Below are 16350 nucleotides of genomic sequence, written 5' to 3'. Positions count from 1 at the left end.
GTGGCCACTTTGGAAATCCGCGATCTGCACGTCAACGTGAAGCAGACCGACACCGACGCCGAACCGATCTCCATTCTCAAGGGTGTGAACCTGACGGTGGAGTCGGGCAAGACGCACGCCATCATGGGCCCCAACGGGTCGGGCAAGTCGACGCTCTCGTACGCGATCGCCGGCCATCCCAAGTACGAGGTCACCCAGGGCTCGATCACTCTCGACGGTGAAGACGTGCTCGAGATGACCGTCGATGAGCGCGCCCGGGCCGGTCTTTTCCTCGCGATGCAGTACCCGGTCGAGGTTCCCGGTGTGTCGATGTCGAACTTCCTCCGGACCGCTGCCACCGCCGTCCGCGGCGAGGCACCGAAGTTGCGTCACTGGGTCAAAGAGACCAAAGAGGCCATGACCGAACTCGAGATCGATCCGTCGTTCAGCGAGCGCAGCGTGAACGAAGGCTTCTCCGGTGGCGAGAAGAAGCGCCACGAGATCCTGCAGCTCGGGCTGCTCAAGCCGAAGATCGCCATCCTCGACGAGACGGACTCCGGCCTCGACGTCGATGCGTTGCGCGTGGTCTCCGAGGGCGTGAACCGCTTCAAGGCGAACGAGAACGGTGGCGTGCTGCTCATCACCCACTACACCCGGATCCTGCGCTACATCCAGCCCGACCACGTGCATGTGTTCGTCGGTGGCCGGATCGTCGAATCCGGTGGACCCGAGCTCGCCGACGAGCTCGAAGAAAACGGATACATCCGATTCACCCAGGCTGCGAACGCCTGAGGTTCGAACTTCCAGGAGGCCAGACGTGACGAGCATCGATCAGGCTGTAGCCCCGACATCGCATGAGGTCACCGCGCTGGACGTGACCGCGGTTCGTGCCGACTTCCCGATCTTGGGACGGACCGTGCGGGACGACAAACCGCTCGTCTACCTCGACTCGGGGGCCACCAGCCAGCGACCGGTACAGGTCCTCGACGCCGAGCGCGAGTTCTTGGTGACCCGTAACGCTGCGGTTCACCGCGGTGCGCATCAGCTGGCCGAAGAGGCGACCGACGCGTACGAGAACGCACGCGCGATCATCGCCGAGTTCGTCGGCGCGCAGTTCGACGAGTTGGTCTTCACCAAGAACGCCACCGAGTCGCTGAATCTGGTGACGTACACCCTGGGTGACGAGCGGAGTGCGGGCGTCTTGGGGGGCAAACCACTCGGACCCGGCGACACCGTGGTGATCACCGAACTCGAGCACCACGCGAATCTCGTTCCGTGGCAAGAACTCTGCCGTCGGACTGGGGCGACGCTGCGCTGGTACGGCGTCACCGACGACGGCCGGATCGACCTCGACTCACTGGTGCTCGACGATTCGGTCAAGGTCGTCTCGTTCACCCATCAGTCGAACGTCACCGGTGCCATCGCCGATGTCCCGGAACTGGTTCGTCGGGCTCGCGCTGTCGGTGCCCTCGTGGTTCTTGATGCCTGCCAGTCGGTTCCGCACATGGTGGTGGACTTCACCGAGCTCGACGTGGATTTCGCCGCCTTCTCCGGTCACAAGATGTTCGGTCCCTCGGGTGTCGGTGTGCTGTTCGGCAAGCGTGCGTTGCTCGGCGAGCTACCGCCCTTCATCACCGGTGGCTCCATGATCGAGACCGTCACCATGGAGGTTTCCACGTACGCGCCGGCGCCCCAACGGTTCGAGGCCGGCGTCCCGATGACCTCTCAGGTCATCGGTTTGGGCGCCGCCGTGCGCTATCTGCAGGGACTGGGTATGGCAGCCGTTGCGGCACACGAACATTCGCTGACCGAAGCAGCCTTGAAGGCGCTGGCGGAGATCGACGGAGTACGCATCATCGGGCCGGCCACCGCTGACCGGCGCGGAGGTGCGGTGTCCTTTGTGGTCGACGGCATCCACGCGCACGATCTCGGGCAGATCCTCGATGACGAGGGTGTCGCGATCCGAGTTGGCCACCATTGCGCGTGGCCGCTGCACAAGCGTTTCGGGGTCGCCGCGACAGCGCGCGCTTCGTTCGCCGCGTACAACACCCTCGACGAGGTCGAGGCGCTCGCCAAGGCAATCGTCCGTGCCAAGGAGTTCTTCGGGGTCGGTGCCTGATGCGGATGGAGCAGATGTATCAGGAAGTGATCCTCGATCACTACAAACACCCCCAGGGGCGAGGTCTGCGTGACCCGTTCGGTGCCGAGGTTCACCACGTCAACCCGACGTGCGGGGACGAGGTCACCTTGCGCGTACAGCTCTCCGACGATGGAGACAAGATCACCGATGTCTCGTACGACGGCCAGGGATGTTCGATCTCTCAGGCGTCCACGTCGGTACTCTTCGAGCAGCTGGTCGGCCAGAACGTACAAGAAGCCTTGGCGACCGTCGATGCGTTCAACCAGATGATGACGTCGCGGGGCACTGTCGACGGTGACGAAGAGGTCATCGGCGACGGAGTGGCCTTCGCCGGAGTGAGCAAGTACCCGGCGCGCGTCAAGTGCGCGCTCCTGGGATGGATGGCATTCAAGGACGCGTTGGCACAGACGGTGGTCAACAGAGAAGCACCGGCCGACAACAACAATTCCGCTAGGGAGTCAGCATGAGCGATCAAGCCCCGCCGACCGAGATCAAGGCGCCTGAGGAAGTTCAGACGTCCCTGCCGAAGATCGAGGACATCGAGGAGGCCATGCGCGACGTGGTCGATCCGGAACTCGGCATCAATGTCGTAGACCTCGGCCTGGTCTACGGACTCGACGTCACCAATGATGCGGTCGCCAAGATCGACATGACACTGACCTCGGCGGCCTGCCCTTTGACCGACGTGATCGAGGATCAGACCCGGTCGGTCCTGGTGACATCCGGGCTGTGCACCGACATCGAACTGAACTGGGTGTGGCTGCCGCCGTGGGGCCCGGATAAGATCACCGACGACGGCCGCGAGCAGCTACGGGCGCTCGGCTTCACCGTCTGACCCTTCTGGGGCAGTGGCAGAAACGTTCGAGACCCGGATCGATCGGCTGATCCGGGAAGCACAAGAACGCGGTGAGTTCGACAACTTGCGCGGTGCCGGCCGGCCGCTTGATCTGAGCGATGCCGACGACCCCGAATGGTGGGCGAAGCGCAAGATCAAGGAAGAGAATCTCGACAGCTCGGCGCTGTTGCCTCCGACGCTTCAATTACGCCGGGAGGCCCAAGCGTTTCCGGAGTCTCTCGTGTCTCTCCGTGAGGAGTCCGCGGTGCGTCGTGTCCTCGAAGATTTCAACCGCCGGGTCCGGCGAGATCGGCTCGCGCCGACTCTCGGGCCGGCGTCCTATGTGATCGCCCGCACCGTGGATGTCGAGGCGATGGTGGAGCGATGGCGCGAACTCCGCCGACGCAGATGACGTCGATCGCCGAGTTCGGATCGTCGTAAATCGGTTGTGGTCACCGATACTGTTCTCAGAGTGTTGCTGACCATCGAAACGACCGGATCATCGTCTGATCACGGCATTCCTGCGACCGATCTCGGGTTCCTGCTGCACAAGCACCCCGACCGGGTCCAGCAATTCGCCACCTCCAGTGGAACCGCAACCGTTTTCTACCCGGTCGCGGACACCTCGCGATGCCGCGCGGTTCTCCATGTCGGGGGCGAAGACCCGTCGCGGTCCACGCTGGGGGCTGCTGACCGCTACGTGAATACGCTGCCGTACGCGGGATCGTCGCGTCTGATGGTCGCGATGGCCAAGGTGATGTCGGATGCGCTCGGTGGCCGCTGTGCACACCGCCCTGACCTGGTCGACACGGTGTGGCAGCTGCAGGTGACGGTTAGCTCGGTGCCCACCACCGGTGGCGCCGACCTCACCCACGACTTCTTCGAACCGCTGGGCTGGGCGGTGCTTTCCACTGCCACCGTGCTGCAGCCGAACGAGTGGGGCCCGTCCCGGTTTGTGCAGTTGCAGATGAGTGGTGAGTTCACGCTGCGCGACGCACTGTCGCACATTTACGTGCTGATCCCCGCGCTCGCGGCGGACAAGCACTACTTCATCGGCGAGGACGAGGTCGACAAGCTGTTGCGTCTGGGCTCCCGCTGGCTGTCGAACCATCCTGCGCGCGAACAGATCACAAGGCGGTACCTGAAGGGATTGCATTCGCTCACCAACGACGCGCTGGCACGGCTGATACCCGACACCGCGTCGCACGACCCATTGCCGAAACGCCGCACATCGATGCAGGATTTGCGCCGTACCGCAGTGGTCGATGCGCTTCGTATGGTCGGCGCGCGGTCGGTTCTCGACGCGGGATGCGGTGAAGGCAGCCTCTTGCGGGAGCTCGTCACCGAGCCGGGCTTGGGCCGACTGGCAGGCGTGGATGTGTCGGTTGCCGCGCTTGGCCGGGCCAATGACTCGTTGTCCAGGTTCGCATCGGTAGAACTGTGGCAATCGTCGCTGATGTACTCGGACAACCGGTGCCGAGGATTTGATGCCGTCGTGCTGATGGAGGTGATCGAGCACGTCGAGCCCGATCGCCTGGACACACTCGAGTCGTCCGTGTTCGAGACCATGGCTCCGTCATCGGTGATCGTCACGACTCCCAACCACGACTACAACGCGCTCTATGGGCTGGGCAGCAACGAGTTCCGCCATCCTGATCACCGATTCGAGTTCAGCCGCGCCGAGTTCGAGCGCTGGTGTGAACGCGTGGCCGACGAATACCGGTATTCGGTGACGGTGAGCGCGATCGGAGAGATGGACATGGATGTGGGCTCATCGAGTCAGCTGGCAGTCTTTCGGCGGATCGACGCAGAGGCATTGGAGGCCCAGCGATGACGGCACTGGAGATCCCCGAACTGTCGCTCGTGGTGCTCATCGGTGTCACCGGCGCCGGCAAGTCGACGTTCGCAGCCAACAACTTTCGTGAGACAGAGGTGTTGTCGTCCGATCGGTTCCGAGGCCTGGTTGCCGATGACCCCACGTCGCAGGAGGCGACCGGCGACGCGTTCGAGGTTCTCGAGTTGGTTGCGGGCAAACGATTGGCGGCCGGGCGCCTCACCGTGATCGATGCGACCAGCGTCCGCGTCGAGGACCGCAAACGGCTTGTCGCGCTCGCGAGGGCCCATGACGTCTTACCTGTCGCCATTGTCCTGGACGTCCCTCCGGACGAGCTGCGGGGGCGTGCCCGCGATCGAACAGACATCACGGTCGGTGTTGTCGAACGCCAGTACGCGCACCTGCAGCGCAATCGGAAGGGCCTGCGCAAAGAAGGGTTTCGACACGTCCATCAGCTCGATGGTGTTGCGGACATCGATGCCGCGACCATCGTGCGTACCCCCTTGTTCAGCAACCTCAACGATCGGCACGGCCCGTTCGACATCATCGGTGACGTCCACGGCTGCTTCACCGAGTTGACCACGCTGCTCGGCAAGATCGGGTGGCGTCTGCAGACCGACACGGACGGCACCGTTGTCGGCGCCGTACCGCCCGAGCCCGGACGGACAGCTATCTTCGTCGGGGATCTGGTGGACCGTGGCCCGGACACTCCGGCTGTCCTGCGACTGGTCATGTCGATGGTTCGCCAGGGCAGTGCGTTCTGCGTGCGCGGAAATCACGAGGACAAGTTGCTCCGCGTCCTTCGTCAGCGCAGCGGTCGCGCCCGAGACGCGCGGCCGATTGCGCTGACCCACGGTCTTGCGGAGTCCATGACGCAACTCGACGCGCAGCCACCCGAGTTCACCCGGGAGGTCGTAGACTTCCTCGATTCCCTTGTGTCGCACTACGTGTTCGACGACGGCCGGCTCGTCGTCGCCCACGCCGGGCTGGCAGAGAAATACCACGGGCGGGCATCGGGCCGTGTCCGCGACAAGGCGATGTACGGCGAGACGACCGGGGAGACCGATCGTTGGGGTTTCCCGGTCCGGCTCGATTGGGCAGCGGACTACCGAGGGTCGGCACGGGTGGTCTACGGCCACACCCCGGTCCCGGACGCGGCATGGATCAACAACACGATGTGTCTGGACACCGGGTGCGTGTTCGGGGGTCGATTGACGGCGCTGCACTACCCGGAGATGGTCGTGTCGGCCGTCCCTGCCGAGCAGACCTACTTCGACCCCGGCCGACCGATGGGTTTCGGGACCACACGCGCGGACGTCCGCGCGCGAACCGCGTTGAACCTGTCGGACGTGGTGGGTAAGCGGATCATCGACACCGGATTCGGGCCACCGATCACCGTCCGGGAGGACAACGCCGCCACCGCATTGGAGGTGATGTCGCGGTACGCGGTTGATCCACGCTGGATCCGGTACCTGCCGCCGACGATGGCCCCGGTTTCCCCCGGGCGGGCCGATCTGCTGGAGGACCCCCGTGCAGCGTTCGAGTCGTACGGACAACGCGGTGTCTCCCAGGTTGTCTGCGAGGAAAAGCACATGGGTTCCCGGGCGATCATCGTGGTCGCGAAAGACGACTCAGCAGCGGCGCAGGCGTTCGGCGTCACACAGGGCAGTGGCGCGATCTACACCCGGACAGGCCGCAGCTTCTTCGATCCATCGGTCACCGAGCAACTGATCGTACGGATTCGTCGAGCGTGCGCTGAGTTGTTCGATCAGCTCGACTCCGACTGGCTGATCCTCGATGCCGAGTTACTGCCATGGAACGTCAAGGGGGAAGGCCTGATCCGCGACCAGTTCGCCTCTGTCTCGGCAGCGGCGGGCCCCGAGCTGCATGCACTCGGCGCAGAACTGGCGAGGGCCGCAGACCGGGGTCTGGATGTTCAGACCATGATCGACGCGAACGCGAAACGGCGTGCGGATGTGGAGGCGTACACCGATGCGTATCTCCGCTATGTCGATGTCGACGCGCGGCCGGACACCGTGGCGCTCGCGCCGTTCGAGGTACTGGCAAGTGCCGCAAGCGAATACGGCGGGTCGTCGCACGGTTGGCACCTCGAGGTGGCCGCGCGGCTCGCTGCGGCCGACCCTGTTCTCTTCCGGCCCACGCGGCACATCGTGGTCGACACCGGCTCGGAGACCTCGTGTCTGGAAGGAGCTCGGTGGTGGGAGGAGCTGACCGCGGCCGGATCCGAAGGGATGGTCGTCAAACCGGCCGGGAACCTCACCCGTGTCGGCGGCAAGCTGATCGATCCTGGTGTGAAGGTTCGCGGTCGCGAGTACCTGCGGATGGTCTACGGTCCCAGCTACCTCGATGATCTGCCGACCCTCCGGTCACGCGACCTGCGGCACAAGCGGTCCATGTCGATGCGCGAGTACCAACTGGGGCGTGAGGCCCTCGCCCGCCAGGCGCGCTCGGAGCCACTCTGGCGCATCCACGAGTGTGTCTTCGCAATCCTGGCGCTGGAGAGTGAGCCGGTGGATCCCCGACTCTGACCTCACCGGGGGATGGAGCGCGGCTGATCTGCCGGGCTCGCAGGGTCAACCGGTTGGACGTCCACCCATGTGACGTCGACGCAGTCGGCCACCGTGATCCGAAGTGACCCGAGCCGGCCGCGGACGGCCTCACGGACCCGCTCGCTCATCGCGCCGATCTGATCGCCGTACCGGGCGACCATCTCCACGCGAATCCTGCGAACGGATCCGTGGTCGGTGGTGATGTGGATCGCGGCGACGTCGCGCCGACATGATCGGTCGATCGCGCGGGCAAGCAGCCGGCGGATCGCGCGCTCGTTGATCTCGATGCCGGGATCGTCGGTGGCGATCGGGACACCCAACCGCGTGGCCGACCGAAGCCTGGGTCCGAGCCGTTCCAGGACCACTCCCTCGTCGCCGTGCTCGAGGTGGGCGGCGGCATCGCTGATCCAGGTATCCGCTTCATCGGGGCGCTGGACTGTCATCTCGCCTTCCTTCCGTCGTCGGTCGCGGGATCTGATGCCGAATGCGTCCGGGTGATCGGGCCTCGTGAACATCGGAGCCGTCGGGTCCCCACGCGGCGAGGCGTACAGCCAACTGTGAGCGTGCACGCTGCAGATGTCCACGCACCGAGCCGCGCGAGATGGCGAGCGCCGTGGCGATTTCATCGTGTGACAGGCCTTCGACCTCCCGTAGCCACCAGCATGCGCGCGCCTGGTAACCGAGCCTGCCGAGCTCGGTCTGGAGTGCGACGAGAAACGAGTGTTCAACCGTGCGAGCAGCTGGGCCGGGGGTCCGCACTTCCATCGCATCGAAGGTGTTGTCGGAAATCACGATCGCGCTGTGCCGTCGCTGGAGATCGACCGTCTTGCGCGAGGCGATGGTGAACAGCCATGTGCGAAAGCTCGACCGGAAACCGAACCGGTCCAATCCGCGCCACGCGGCGAGGAACGTCTCCTGGGTGATGTCCTCCGCTGTTGTCGGAGACCCGGTCAGTCGGGTCGTGTATCGAAGGACGGGCGTCAGATGACAACGCATCAGCTTGTCGAACGCCTGGCGATCGCCCAGGGCAGCCGCGCGAATCAATGATTCTTCGGCGGGCGCATCCATTTGTTCAGCGTGCCAGAAAGTCGTGCGTGCAACATGCGGTTCTCGACCCGTCAAAGGGGTGGGAGAGCAGATCGCCCGGTCTGCCATCCGGACACCGAACCGACGAGGGAGCATCTTATGACCACCGCGACGTCCAGGCAGGATGACGAGCCGACCACCGGCAGGGATGAACACCGCGACACCGACGACTCCCGTGGTCCCGATCAGAGCGATGGAGGAGGCAAGACGTCGATCGCCGATGTCGTGGTGGCCAAGATCGCCGGGATCGCGACGCGTGAGATCGACGGCGTCTACGACCTCGGGGGTGGCGCTGCGCGTGCGGTCGGCAAACTACGCGAAACTCTGCCGGGGACCGCTGCCGACGTCACCCAGGGCGTGTCGGTGGAAGTCGGCGAGAAACAGGCCGCAGTCGATGTCGGATTGGTTGCCTACTACGGCGTGGCGATCCACCAGCTTGCCGAATCCATCCGGACCAACGTGATCGAGGCGATCGAGAAGATGACGGGTCTAGAGGTCACCGAGGTGAACGTGACCGTGCACGACGTCCACCTCGACACCGATGACCCGACCACCGCGCTCGACGGCCAGACACCGCGGGTCCAGTGACGATCACAGCGGCCTCCGCAGTGCTCATCCGTGAACGGGTGCTGTCTGTCGACGGCGTGGCAGACCTGCACGCGGGCACCTTCGGGGAGATCGCCACACATCTGCCCGGCCGGCGGGTGAACGGTGTGCGAGTCGGCCGTTCCGGCGTCGAAATCCACGTGGTCACCTACCTCGATGTCGACGTCGCGGGGGTCGCCCGCAACGTCCGTGCGGCCGCGGTGTCGGCCGCGCCGGGAGCGATCGGCTACACCGTCGTCGTCGAAGATGTCGTTGCGCGCCAGGACTTTCGAGTCGCAGTTGCAGATAGCGGCCGGGGTACATTCACAGAAACGAGTCAATCATGAACAATTCCGTGATCGGGCTGTTCGTCGGCCTGCTGTTCGCCTTGGCTGTCACCACCGGAGGTTTCTCCGGCCTGATGGTCGCGGTGGTGTTCGCGGCCATCGGCGTGGCCGTCGGCGCCCATCGTGACGGCCGCATCGACCTCGGTGCACTGTTACGGAGCAAAGGTCGTGGCTGAGGCGGCAACTGCCGAGCGCGTCGGCGGTTCCCACCGACCGGCGCCCGAGCACCGAGGCTCCCTGCAGATCGAATCGCGCGTGATCTCGTCGATCGCCCGCCAGGCGGCGCTCGAGGTCGACGGCGTGGTGCCGTACTCGGTGACGTTGGGGTCACTCACAGGTCGCAATCTCCCTCGGGCCCTTGCTGATTCCGATCCGCGGCATCCGGCGATCACTGTGGAGATCGCGGTGAGCTGGCCGAGTTCGGCAGTTGATGTCGCCGAGCGCGTTCAGCAACACGTCATCGAGGTTGTCACGCGGTTGACCGGACGGCGGCCGGCGAGAGTGGATGTCGAGGTCACCGAGGTCGTCCAATCGAGGATGCTGCTGGGGGAGGAGCTGGCTCAAGTGTCCGCTGCCGAACCCGGCCCGGACACAGGTACAGAGGCGGCGCCGACGCACGGCCGCACCAGGGCAGAGGGCGGGCCGCCGCGGAGCTTTCCAACTGCGGGATGGCTCGCGCCTGTGCTGGGGCTCGGACTGCTTGTACTCGCCGTCGTGGCGGGTCGGGAGTATGTCGTTGTCCAAGGCCACTACCGGTCCGAGGCCTGGATCGAACACTCTGCTCGCTGGGTGTCGGGAACCGAGTGGAGACCGTGGATGGTCGTGGTCTCTGTCGTGTGCGTACTGGTGGGGCTTTACTTCGTGTATGCCGCCGTGCGGCCCCGGCGTCGCACCCACCGACCACTACGGGCCACCGGTGTGTGGACGCGCGACACCGACGTCGCCCGCCGGCTCAGCGCCATCGCGCTCGACGACGACAACACAGTGTCGGCCACCACCAAGGTGACGTCGGGCCGCGCCCATGTACGTGTGTTCGTCACCTCACCGACGGACAGTGACCTCTCGGACCGCCTGGAGGCATCGACGGCAACGTTGGCCCGACCACCCCGTGTGAGCGTGGATCTTCGTGGCGTCTCCCACCCGAACATGACCGTGATCGACGAGAGGGAGCCTGATGCGGCGCACCTTGAACGCCCTTGACCGCCTCGCGGTGGGCCTTTTCGGCGTGCTTCTCGCCGCGGCCGGCCTGATCGCACTGCTCCGCTGGGCGGGCGTGGGGCCGGTGACCGATGCGGTCGGCAACATCGACACCGATCAGATCTACTCGGCGTCGGAACAATCGTGGTGGGATTGGGCACTGCTGGCCGCAACCGTCCTGCTGGGGATCTGTGGTGCGTGGCTGTTGTTGGCGAACATCTCGCCGAATCGCCTGCGGTCGGTGACCGTGCGACCGCAAGGTGAACCATTTGTCGGCGAGATCGACATCGCCGTGGCCGACGTGGCCCGCGCGGCGGCCAGGTCTCTCGAACGACATCGTCATGTTCGCTCCTCGGCGGTCCGGTCGTACGTCGACGGCGTGACCCCCGTCGTCGAGATCACGGTGACGGCTTCTCCGACCGCCGACGACGATGATCTCGGCGCCGCCGTGAGCGGGGTGAGAGAGCTGCTTCTGTCGTCACTGCGGGGCAGCGACGTCCAGGTACGCATGCTGCTGCATCGTGAACCCAATCACTGAGAAGCAGGAACCCGCCGGCGAACCGACGTCAGGTCCGGGAAAGCACAGCACCACGCATGATGCGCAGAGCGAGGGTGCGGTCGGTGAGCCCGATCATGCGACTCATCGACAAGGCCACCCCGGCGAGGTCGTCGCGCGAGCTGAGATATGTCCGCTGGCGTTCGGGTGACATCTCGAAGAACCCGTCGAAGAATCTGACCACGTCGGTGGGAGCCAGTCCGAGGAGCGAGGACAGGCCGCGACGACGCAACCGATGGACGGCGCGGGCCTGAGCGGTCCACAGTGCGGCCTTCGGATCACGTTCGCTCGCCATGGCGTCGACCACTGCGTCGGCCGCCGACAACGATGCCGCCACGCTGTATCCGGTCGCCGGATGGATCATTCCGCCCGCTGCGCCGAACAGGAGCGGATCGGACCGCCATGGCGGCACCGAGTCGTGACCGCACAACGCGAAGTACACCCGCTCGGTCGGCGCGGTGTCGACGGTCGGCCGGGTGATCCCCATGTGTTCGAGACGGCCCCGTAGTCGATCCTGGAGTTCGGCCAGCGGCACCGGCGGGGCGCCGGCGAGACAGGTCTCCTCCAGCAGCACCCGGCCATCGGCCACGGGAATCGCGTAGAGGAACGAGGGGGCTCGACCGGGCTCGACCCCTCGCCAGTCCATCAGCACAGCGTTGTCGGAGCCGAGGTAGGGCGCTGCGATCTCGCGGTCGACAAAGATACCGAACGCCGACTGCGCCGGCGCCTGTGGAGCCCGCAAACCGCGCGCATCGATGACTGTGCGTGCCGTCACTTTTCGGCCATCGTGCAGGCTGACGCTGTCGGAGCTCACGGATGTGGCCGTGTCTGCGAAGGTCGTCGCAGCCGAGATGTCGAGGCTCTGCTGCAGCGCACGGGTGTCCAGAGTGACGTACGCGCGCTCGATCAAGTGGCGGACCGGGGTGTACACGGTGACCGTGTTTGACTGTGCGGCAATGACTTTCGCGCCGACCCAGCTGGGGAGTTCGTCGGACCACGCCCCGTAGGTGACGTGCCAGGGCCGGTCCGGTGCCGGATCGACCAATGCGGTGTCGAGGCCGGCGGCCGTCGATCGTGCGGCGACCGCCCGACCGGCCGGACCCGCACCGACGACTGCCACGTCATATGTACGACCTTCGTGGTGGTCGTCGCCCGCCTCGCTCATAAGGGCACGGTATCGTTTTGGCGTACACTGGCGCGTCGTGATCACGGCAACCGACCTCGAGGTACGCGCGGGCGTACGCACCCTACTGAGCGCCCCTGGTCCGGCGCTACGGGTGCAACCCGGTGACCGCATCGGATTGGTCGGTCGAAACGGCGCCGGCAAGACCACGACGATGCGAATATTGGCCGGCGAAGGCGAACCCTACGCCGGTTCGGTGACCAACAGCGGCGAGATCGGATATCTCCCTCAGGATCCCCGGGAAGGTGACCTGGAGGTCATCGCCAAGGACCGTGTGCTCTCCGCGCGAGGTCTGGACACACTGCTGCGCGACCTGGAGAAACAGCAGGCACTGATGGCCGAGGCCGTCGACGACAAGGTGCTCGACAAGGCTGTCAATCGGTACGGACAGCTGGAAGACCGTTTCTCGGCGCTCGGCGGATACGTCGCAGAATCCGAAGCGGCTCGCATCTGCAACAGCCTCGGCCTTCCCGACCGGGTGCTCGCGCAGCCCCTGAAGACGTTGTCCGGTGGGCAACGGCGAAGGATCGAGTTGGCTCGCATCCTGTTCGCCGCCTCGGACGGCAGCGGCGGCAAATCGGGCACCACACTGTTGCTCGACGAACCGACCAACCACCTCGACGCCGACTCGATCGGCTGGCTGCGCGGTTTCCTGCAGAACCACGACGGTGGACTCATCGTGATCAGTCACGACGTGGAATTGCTTGCCGACGTGGTGAACCGGGTCTGGTTCCTCGACGCGGTCCGCGGCGAGCCCGACATCTACAACATGGGATGGAAGAAGTACCTCGACGCGCGGGCGACCGACGAACAGCGCCGCAAGCGTGAACGTGCGAACGCTGAGAAGAAGGCCGGCGCGCTGCGCGTGCAGGCGGCCAAGATGGGTGCCAAGGCAACCAAAGCCGTTGCGGCCCAGAACATGCTCAAGCGCGCCGAACGCATGCTCGACAACCTCGATGAGGAGCGGGTTGCCGACCGGACTGCGAAGATCCGGTTCCCCGAGCCGGCACCCTGCGGCAAGACGCCGCTGATGGCGTCGGGGCTGACGAAGATGTACGGATCGCTGGAGATCTTCGCCGGTGTGGACCTCGCGATCGACCGCGGAAGCCGGGTGGTGGTGCTCGGGCTCAACGGCGCAGGCAAGACCACGTTGCTGCGTTTGCTGGCAGGCACCGAGAAGGCCGAGCACGGCACACTCGAACCCGGCCATGGCCTCAAGATCGGCTACTTCGCGCAGGAGCACGACACCCTCGACGACAACGCGAGCGTGTGGGACAACATCCGGCATGCGGCGCCCGACGCCGGCGAGCAAGATCTACGAGGCCTGCTCGGCGCGTTCATGTTCACCGGGCCGCAGCTCGATCAGCCCGCCGGGACACTGTCCGGCGGTGAGAAGACCAGGTTGGCCCTCGCCGGGCTCGTCTCGTCGGCGGCAAATGTCCTGCTGCTCGACGAACCAACGAACAACCTCGACCCGATCTCGCGGGAACAGGTGCTCGACGCGCTGCGGAGCTACAAGGGCGCGGTGGTGCTGGTCACCCACGACCCCGGTGCAGCGGCAGCGCTCGACCCGCAACGGGTGATTTTGCTGCCCGACGGTACCGAGGACCATTGGTCCGCCGAGTACCAGGAGCTCATCGAACTCGCCTGACCCAAACCCGAAAATGGTGGGTTCGGGCGAACGTTTGCGCAGGTCGCGGCCGCCCAAACCCACCACTTCCGGGTCCGTGGTCAGACGTAGTTCTTCTGCAGTTCTCGCTTCACCAGTTTTCCGGTGGGCGTGCGGGGGAGTTCGTCCACGAAGTCGACCGACTTGGGTGCCTTGTAGTGCGCAAGGCGTTCCCGCACGAAGTCGATCATCTCCTGAGCCAGCTCAGGGGACGGGTTCACACCTGGCTCGAGCTGAACGCATGCCTTGGCGACCTCACCGAGATCTGGATCGGGCACCCCGATCACGCCGACGTCGAAGACGTCAGGGTGCCCGATGAGGACGTTCTCGGCTTCCTGTGGGTAGATGTTCACTCCGCCGGAGATGATCATGAACGATTTGCGGTCGGTGAGGTATAGGAAACCCTCCGCGTCGACGTAACCGACATCGCCGCTTGTCGTCCATGCCGGGTGCTCGGGGTGCTGCGCAGACTTCGTCTTCTCTGGATCGTTGTGATACTCGAACGGCAGTTCGTCGCGTTCCCAGAAGACCGTGCCGATCTCGCCCGTGGGCAGTTCGTTGCCGTCGTCGTCGCAGATGCGCACCACACCCAGCAGGGGTTTGCCCACCGAACCGGGGTGGGTCAGGGCTTCCTCGCTGTTGATGAACGTGGCGCCGGCACCCTCGGTGGAGGCGTAGTACTCGTGGATCACCGGGCCCCACCACTTGATCATGGCCTGCTTGACCTCGGGAGGACACGGCGCCGCCGCGTGGATTGCGATCTTCATGCTGCTGACGTCGTATTTGGCGCGGACATCCTCGGGCAGTTTGAGCATGCGGATGAACATCGTGGGCACCCACTGGCTGTGGGTGACCCGGTACTCGTCGATGAGGCTGAGCGCACCTTCGGCGTCGAACCTGTCCATCAGCACGATCGTGCCCCCGACGGAGTTGACCATGCCGCAATAACGCAGCGGCGCAGCGTGATACAGCGGAGCCGGGCACAGGTACACACATTCCTGGTCGAACCCGTACAGCAGTGAGAACACCGCCGTGTACGGGTCGGGGATCTCGTTCACCTGCCCGTCCTGCAGCGGTACCTTGATGCCCTTGGGCCGGCCGGTGGTACCGGACGAATACAGCATGTCCTGGCCGCGGGGCTGGTCGGTCAGGGCCTCGTCGGAGGCGTTGGCGAGGATCTCGTCGAACGACTCGAAGCCCGGTATGTCGCCGCCCCAAGCGATTCGGTGCGTCACTCCGGGCACCTGATCCGCGGCGCTGACCGCATCGGCCACCTCGGCGGAGGCGAACAGGGCGACCGCGCTGCAGTCGCCGAGGATGTAGTTGACCTCGTCGGGTGTGAGGTGGTTGTTGATCGCGGTGACGTACATCCCCGAACGCACTGCCGCCCAATAGATCACGAGCACCCGGATGTCGTTGTTGGAGACGATGGAAACGTTGTCGCCGCGGCCGAGGCCGAGGTCGTCACGCAGGTAGTGGGCGACTTTGGTCGATAGCCTGTCGAGCTCGGCGTAGGTGATCGACTCACCGGTCGCCGGTCGCACGACAGCGACCTTGTCAGGGGTGGTGGCGACAAAATTGCCCGGGAACATCAAGGACCTCCGGCTCAGCGAATCCACGAGGCGGCCCGAACGGCCGCGATATGTTAACCAGAACTATCACATTTCTCGCGGTCGCCGAGGAGTTATCCGGAGGAGTCATGAGGCCGGCGTAACAGATGTCGTGGACGCGGCACGCAAAAGCCCCCGTCCACCGCGCCGGGGCACGATGGACGGGGGCCAGGGTCGGCGCCGTCAGCGGGTACGGCGGACCGATTCCTCCACGAGGTCGAGAACCGCGTGCAGATCGTCGGTCGCGGCACCCGATGCCAGCCGGGTGGTGAGCCCGTCGAGGATGAGATCGAGGTAGGCCACCAGAACGCGTGTGGGCAGATCGTCGCGCAACCGTCCGGCTGTCCGCTGCCGCTCGAGGCGAGCCAGCGTGGCCGACTCGAGCTCGGCGGAACGTTCCTTCCAACCAGAACGAAATGCCGCGTCGGTGCGCAACTTACGGGCGATCTCCAGACGTGTTCCCAGCCAATCGAACTCCTCGGGATGGTTGAGCATGTCGCGCATCACCTGGACAAGACCTTCGTTCGCGGCCACGTCGGCCATCCGCTCGGCGTCCTCGTGCGCCAGCGCGAGAAAGAGCGCCTCCTTGTCCCGGAAGTGATGGAAAATCGCTCCCCGGGACAAGGAGGTTGCCTCCTCGAGCCGACGCACGGTGGCGCCGTCGTAGCCGAACTCGGCAAAACAACGGCGCGCACCGTCGAGGATCTGACGTCGCCGGGCTTCCAGGTGATCTTGGCTTACCTTGGGCACCCGCGGGGT

Annotated in this window: 18 protein-coding genes; 13 read left to right on the top strand and 5 right to left on the bottom strand. The window is 65.3% G+C overall.

All coding sequences use genetic code 11. The features are described 5' to 3' along the window. From sufC to CSW57_RS08485, 7 genes are read left to right on the top strand one after another with little or no spacing between them, the layout of a single operon-like run. On the top strand, nt 1-771 hold the full coding sequence (gene sufC, locus CSW57_RS08515) for a Fe-S cluster assembly ATPase SufC (RefSeq protein WP_099382362.1): 771 nt from the start codon (nt 1-3) through the stop codon (nt 769-771). A 25-nt stretch (nt 772-796) separates the two neighbouring features. Next, nucleotides 797-2098, top strand: coding sequence for a SufS family cysteine desulfurase (locus tag CSW57_RS08510; RefSeq protein WP_370623926.1), 1302 nt, complete (start codon nt 797-799; stop codon nt 2096-2098). Beyond that, nucleotides 2098-2586: a Fe-S cluster assembly sulfur transfer protein SufU gene (gene sufU / locus CSW57_RS08505; protein ID WP_099382360.1), complete on the top strand. Its 489-nt coding sequence runs from the start codon at nt 2098-2100 to the stop codon at nt 2584-2586. The genes CSW57_RS08510 and sufU overlap by 1 nt, the downstream gene beginning before the upstream one ends. Then, nucleotides 2583-2954 carry a metal-sulfur cluster assembly factor gene (locus CSW57_RS08500; RefSeq protein WP_023959366.1) on the top strand — a complete coding sequence of 124 codons (372 nt, stop codon included), beginning with the start codon at nt 2583-2585 and terminating at the stop codon, nt 2952-2954. Before sufU ends, CSW57_RS08500 begins: the two co-directional genes overlap by 4 nt. A gap of 13 nt (nt 2955-2967) precedes the next feature. Further along, on the top strand, nt 2968-3366 hold the full coding sequence (locus CSW57_RS08495) for a J-domain-containing protein (RefSeq protein ID WP_099382359.1): 399 nt from the start codon (nt 2968-2970) through the stop codon (nt 3364-3366). 60 nt (nt 3367-3426) lie between these two features. Beyond that, nucleotides 3427-4788, top strand: a complete 1362-nt coding sequence (locus tag CSW57_RS08490) for a 3' terminal RNA ribose 2'-O-methyltransferase Hen1 (RefSeq protein WP_099382358.1) — start codon at nt 3427-3429, stop codon at nt 4786-4788. Continuing rightward, a complete protein-coding gene (locus tag CSW57_RS08485) occupies nt 4785-7337 on the top strand; it encodes a polynucleotide kinase-phosphatase (RefSeq protein ID WP_099382357.1) in 2553 nt (850 codons plus the stop codon). The genes CSW57_RS08490 and CSW57_RS08485 overlap by 4 nt, the downstream gene beginning before the upstream one ends. A gap of 2 nt (nt 7338-7339) precedes the next feature. Here CSW57_RS08485 and CSW57_RS08480 read toward each other — a convergent pair whose 3' ends face one another. Next, on the bottom strand, nt 7340-7801 hold the full coding sequence (locus CSW57_RS08480) for a hypothetical protein (RefSeq protein ID WP_099382356.1): 462 nt from the start codon (nt 7799-7801) through the stop codon (nt 7340-7342). Then, nucleotides 7779-8426: an RNA polymerase sigma factor gene (locus tag CSW57_RS08475; protein ID WP_099382355.1), complete on the bottom strand. Its 648-nt coding sequence runs from the start codon at nt 8424-8426 to the stop codon at nt 7779-7781. Before CSW57_RS08475 ends, CSW57_RS08480 begins: the two co-directional genes overlap by 23 nt. A gap of 117 nt (nt 8427-8543) precedes the next feature. On the opposite strand from CSW57_RS08475, the gene CSW57_RS08470 reads away from it, so the two are divergent. From CSW57_RS08470 to CSW57_RS08450, 5 genes are read left to right on the top strand one after another with little or no spacing between them, the layout of a single operon-like run. Continuing rightward, nucleotides 8544-9032: an Asp23/Gls24 family envelope stress response protein gene (locus CSW57_RS08470; protein ID WP_099382354.1), complete on the top strand. Its 489-nt coding sequence runs from the start codon at nt 8544-8546 to the stop codon at nt 9030-9032. Next, on the top strand, nt 9029-9376 hold the full coding sequence (locus CSW57_RS08465; protein WP_099382353.1) for a hypothetical protein: 348 nt from the start codon (nt 9029-9031) through the stop codon (nt 9374-9376). The genes CSW57_RS08470 and CSW57_RS08465 overlap by 4 nt, the downstream gene beginning before the upstream one ends. Continuing rightward, on the top strand, nt 9373-9552 hold the full coding sequence (locus tag CSW57_RS08460; protein ID WP_030163059.1) for a DUF2273 domain-containing protein: 180 nt from the start codon (nt 9373-9375) through the stop codon (nt 9550-9552). Before CSW57_RS08465 ends, CSW57_RS08460 begins: the two co-directional genes overlap by 4 nt. Next, entirely contained in the window at nt 9545-10576 is a 1032-nt protein-coding gene (locus CSW57_RS08455) for a DUF6286 domain-containing Asp23/Gls24 family envelope stress response protein (protein ID WP_189339178.1), read from the top strand. Before CSW57_RS08460 ends, CSW57_RS08455 begins: the two co-directional genes overlap by 8 nt. Then, nucleotides 10551-11111: a hypothetical protein gene (locus CSW57_RS08450; protein WP_099382351.1), complete on the top strand. Its 561-nt coding sequence runs from the start codon at nt 10551-10553 to the stop codon at nt 11109-11111. The genes CSW57_RS08455 and CSW57_RS08450 overlap by 26 nt, the downstream gene beginning before the upstream one ends. 28 nt (nt 11112-11139) lie before the next feature. Here CSW57_RS08450 and CSW57_RS08445 read toward each other — a convergent pair whose 3' ends face one another. Beyond that, the gene (locus CSW57_RS08445; RefSeq protein ID WP_099382350.1) at nt 11140-12294 is read right to left on the bottom strand and encodes a lycopene cyclase family protein; all 1155 of its coding nucleotides are present in this window, start codon (nt 12292-12294) and stop codon (nt 11140-11142) included. Nucleotides 12295-12331: 37 nt separating this feature from the next. Here CSW57_RS08445 and CSW57_RS08440 point away from each other — a divergent pair, with 37 nt between their 5' ends. Further along, a complete protein-coding gene (locus CSW57_RS08440; protein ID WP_030163052.1) occupies nt 12332-13963 on the top strand; it encodes an ABC-F family ATP-binding cassette domain-containing protein in 1632 nt (543 codons plus the stop codon). Nucleotides 13964-14043: 80 nt separating this feature from the next. Here the strand turns inward: CSW57_RS08440 and CSW57_RS08435 are convergent, their stop codons facing one another. Together CSW57_RS08435 and CSW57_RS08430 are read right to left on the bottom strand one after the other, a co-directional pair. Continuing rightward, nucleotides 14044-15573: an AMP-binding protein gene (locus CSW57_RS08435; protein ID WP_099382349.1), complete on the bottom strand. Its 1530-nt coding sequence runs from the start codon at nt 15571-15573 to the stop codon at nt 14044-14046. Between the two features lie 201 nt (nt 15574-15774). Then, nucleotides 15775-16341: a TetR/AcrR family transcriptional regulator gene (locus tag CSW57_RS08430; protein WP_023959339.1), complete on the bottom strand. Its 567-nt coding sequence runs from the start codon at nt 16339-16341 to the stop codon at nt 15775-15777. Between the last annotated feature and the right edge of the window lie 9 nt (nt 16342-16350).

Origin of the sequence: Williamsia muralis (assembly GCF_002735905.1) — a bacterium.
Classification (GTDB): domain Bacteria; phylum Actinomycetota; class Actinomycetes; order Mycobacteriales; family Mycobacteriaceae; genus Williamsia; species Williamsia muralis_A.
This window is presented reverse-complemented; position numbering and strand designations above follow the sequence as displayed.